Source organism: Mycobacterium sp. (genome assembly GCF_050701675.1).
In the GTDB taxonomy this organism is placed as follows: domain Bacteria; phylum Actinomycetota; class Actinomycetes; order Mycobacteriales; family Mycobacteriaceae; genus Mycobacterium.
Map to the genome: position 1 here is coordinate 1 of NZ_JBOGDD010000452.1, position 2,376 is coordinate 2,376.

Sequence of the window (2,376 nt, forward strand, 5' to 3'; positions counted from 1 at the left end):
ACGTCGGCAAGCGCCTGCACCTGTCCCGGTCGACGGTGTCGCGGATGCTCGCCAGGGCGCGCGAACACGGCGTCGTCGAATTCGTCCTGCATCGCAGCGCAGATCGGTCGTCACGCCTGGCGGCCCGACTCGGTCAGCGTTTCGGCGTTCGCGCCCTGGTGACCGAGAGCGCCGACGACGATCACGACGCGGCCCGACTCGACGTGGTCGCCCAGCGGGCGGCGCAGCGACTGGCCGCCGTGGTCGGCGCCGACGCGACGATTGCGGTGGCCTGGGGCGCCACCGTCGAGGCGGTATCCCGGCACCTGCTCGTCAGCCCGACCCGCGGTGCACGCGTCGTGCAGCTCAACGGCTCGGGGAACACCATCGCCTCCGGCGTCCTGAACGCCGGTCAGCTGCTCGACAGGTTCGCGCAAGCATTCTCGGCGTCGACGCACCACTTTCCGGCGCCCGCCCTATTCGACTCGGCGGGCACCCGCGAGGCGATGTGGCGGGAGCGGTCCATCCAGCGTGTCCTCGCGCTGCGCCGCAACGCCGACGTAGTGGTGTTCTCGGTCGGCGCGCTGGACGGCGAGGTCCCCGGCCACCTGTACCGGGCCGGCTACCTCGACGCGGTCGATCTGCAGGAGCTGCGCAGGCAGGGGATCGTCGGTGATGTCGGTACGGTATTCCTGCGCGAGGACGGTAGCTCCGACCGCCTTGCGATCAACGAGCGCAGCACCGGCATGCCCCTCGCAGAGCTCCGCCGCGTGCGCACCCGGATGCTGGTGGTCAGCGGCCGAGCCAAGACCACGGCCATTGCGGCGGCGCTGCGTGCCGGTGCGGTCACGGACCTGGTGCTCGATGACCTCACCGCCCAGGCGCTGCTCGACGCGTGAGCACCACCCGCAGCGCCGAACCGGTCGACTTATCCAGCGGCATGGAAGGATTCGACACATGGAGGTCCCGATGAGCCCGACGCCCAATGGTCTACGCCGCGCCATGCGCGACGACGTGCGCGACGCGGTGCTCGCCATGCTTATGGACGGGCGGCTCGCCGCAGGGACGTCGGTCAGCATCGACCAGCTCGCCCGCGATCTCAGCGTCTCACCGACTCCGGTGCGTGAGGCCCTTGTCGAGATCGAAGCGACCGGACTGGTGCAGCGAGTGGCCCACCGCGGCTACCAGGTGGCGCCGCCAATGAGCGCCCAGCAGGCCGCCGAACTCGCCGATGCTCGCCTGATCGTCGAGACCGTGGCGGCCCAGTGGGCGGCACGGCTGCAGGAACCAGCCCTGCTCCCCCAGCTGCGCGTCGCGCACCGCACGCACGAACAGGCGGCCTGGGCCGTCCGCGAGTGGGACGGCGTGACGCTGGACCGCAACCAGCTGCCCGTCACGCTGATGCCTTACTTCAACGCGGACTGGGGCTTTCACCAGACGATCCTCGACCACTGCGGCAACCGGTTCTTGCGCAGCATGGTCGGCGGCCTCGGGGCGTCGGTGCAACGGATGCGACAAAACGTGCGACGCGGCCCGGTGGACACCGAACAGGCGGTCGCCGAGCACGGCCGGGTGCTCGCGGCGATCGAAGCGGGCGACCCGCCGGCCGCCGAGGAGGCGATGCGCGCGCACATCGAGGCGGTCCGCGAACGGTCCATCGCCGACGCGTGACCGGCTGACGCGGCCCCGCCCGAAAATGCCACGGCAGCAACACGACTGCCAGTTCTCGACCTCGATGGACGTGCACCAGCCCGATCGTGGTCACCTTTGGGGCTAGACCCCTCGTGGTTCTGAAGGGGACCAGTGCTGGCGCCCACCGAGATGGCGTTACGCAGTCAGAACGTCTACGGCGTCAACGTCCATGCCGTGCGAGCGAAAACTCTCGAGCAGGAATTCCTGGAGCATCTCGGGTGTGATCAGACAAGTCACGCACTCGTCGTTCGTTCCGACCCGATAGTTCACCTCTATCGACTTGGCGGACGGTAGGTACGACGACAGTTCGATTAGCCCGCCGTCCTTGGCGACCAGTTCGTTCATGGTTCCGATCACTTCCTCGATGACTGCATCTGAGGTTGACATGTGAGCACTTCCTTCCACTAATTGGACAACGCTTCTACGTTGATCGAATGAACTGCATTGTGCGAGTCGGTATGCGGTAAAACCAGGCGGTCGGCGAAGTGGCAAGCCGTCCTGTGCCCATCAGAATCGTGGGCCTCGAGTGCGGGCGTGGCAGTAGAGCAGACGTCCTGCGCATAGGCACATCGAGTGCGAAAGCTGCAGCCCGACGGTGGATTCGCGGGGCTGGGCACGTCACCGACGAGCATGATGCGTGCAGCTCGGTTGTGCTTGTCGAACTTGGCTACCGGGACAGCCGACATCAATGCCTTGGTATACGGA

4 protein-coding genes are annotated in these 2,376 nt (G+C 67.5%); 2 read left to right on the top strand and 2 right to left on the bottom strand.

Features of this window, described 5'->3' with window-relative positions; genetic code table 11:
- On the top strand, positions 1-878 hold an 878-nt coding region (locus tag ACRDUX_RS13695), incomplete at its 5' end, for a sugar-binding transcriptional regulator (protein WP_526414574.1).
- A gap of 70 nt (positions 879-948) precedes the next feature.
- Complete coding sequence (locus ACRDUX_RS13700; RefSeq protein WP_526414575.1) at positions 949-1,650, top strand: GntR family transcriptional regulator; 702 nt, start codon at positions 949-951, stop codon at positions 1,648-1,650.
- A gap of 156 nt (positions 1,651-1,806) precedes the next feature.
- Here the strand turns inward: ACRDUX_RS13700 and ACRDUX_RS13705 are convergent, their stop codons facing one another.
- Both ACRDUX_RS13705 and ACRDUX_RS13710 read right to left on the bottom strand, forming a co-directional pair.
- Positions 1,807-2,058: a hypothetical protein gene (locus ACRDUX_RS13705; RefSeq protein WP_526414576.1), complete on the bottom strand. Its 252-nt coding sequence runs from the start codon at positions 2,056-2,058 to the stop codon at positions 1,807-1,809.
- Positions 2,059-2,075: 17 nt separating this feature from the next.
- The coding region (locus ACRDUX_RS13710) for an oligopeptide/dipeptide ABC transporter ATP-binding protein (RefSeq protein ID WP_526414577.1) at positions 2,076-2,376 on the bottom strand (301 nt) is incomplete at its 5' end.

Coding starts and splice junctions, on each gene's coding strand:
- ACRDUX_RS13705 (WP_526414576.1), bottom strand. CDS start 2,058: ATGTCAACCTCAGATGCAGTCATCGAGGAAGTGATCGGAACCATGAAC.
- ACRDUX_RS13700 (WP_526414575.1), top strand. CDS start 949: ATGAGCCCGACGCCCAATGGTCTACGCCGCGCCATGCGCGACGACGTG.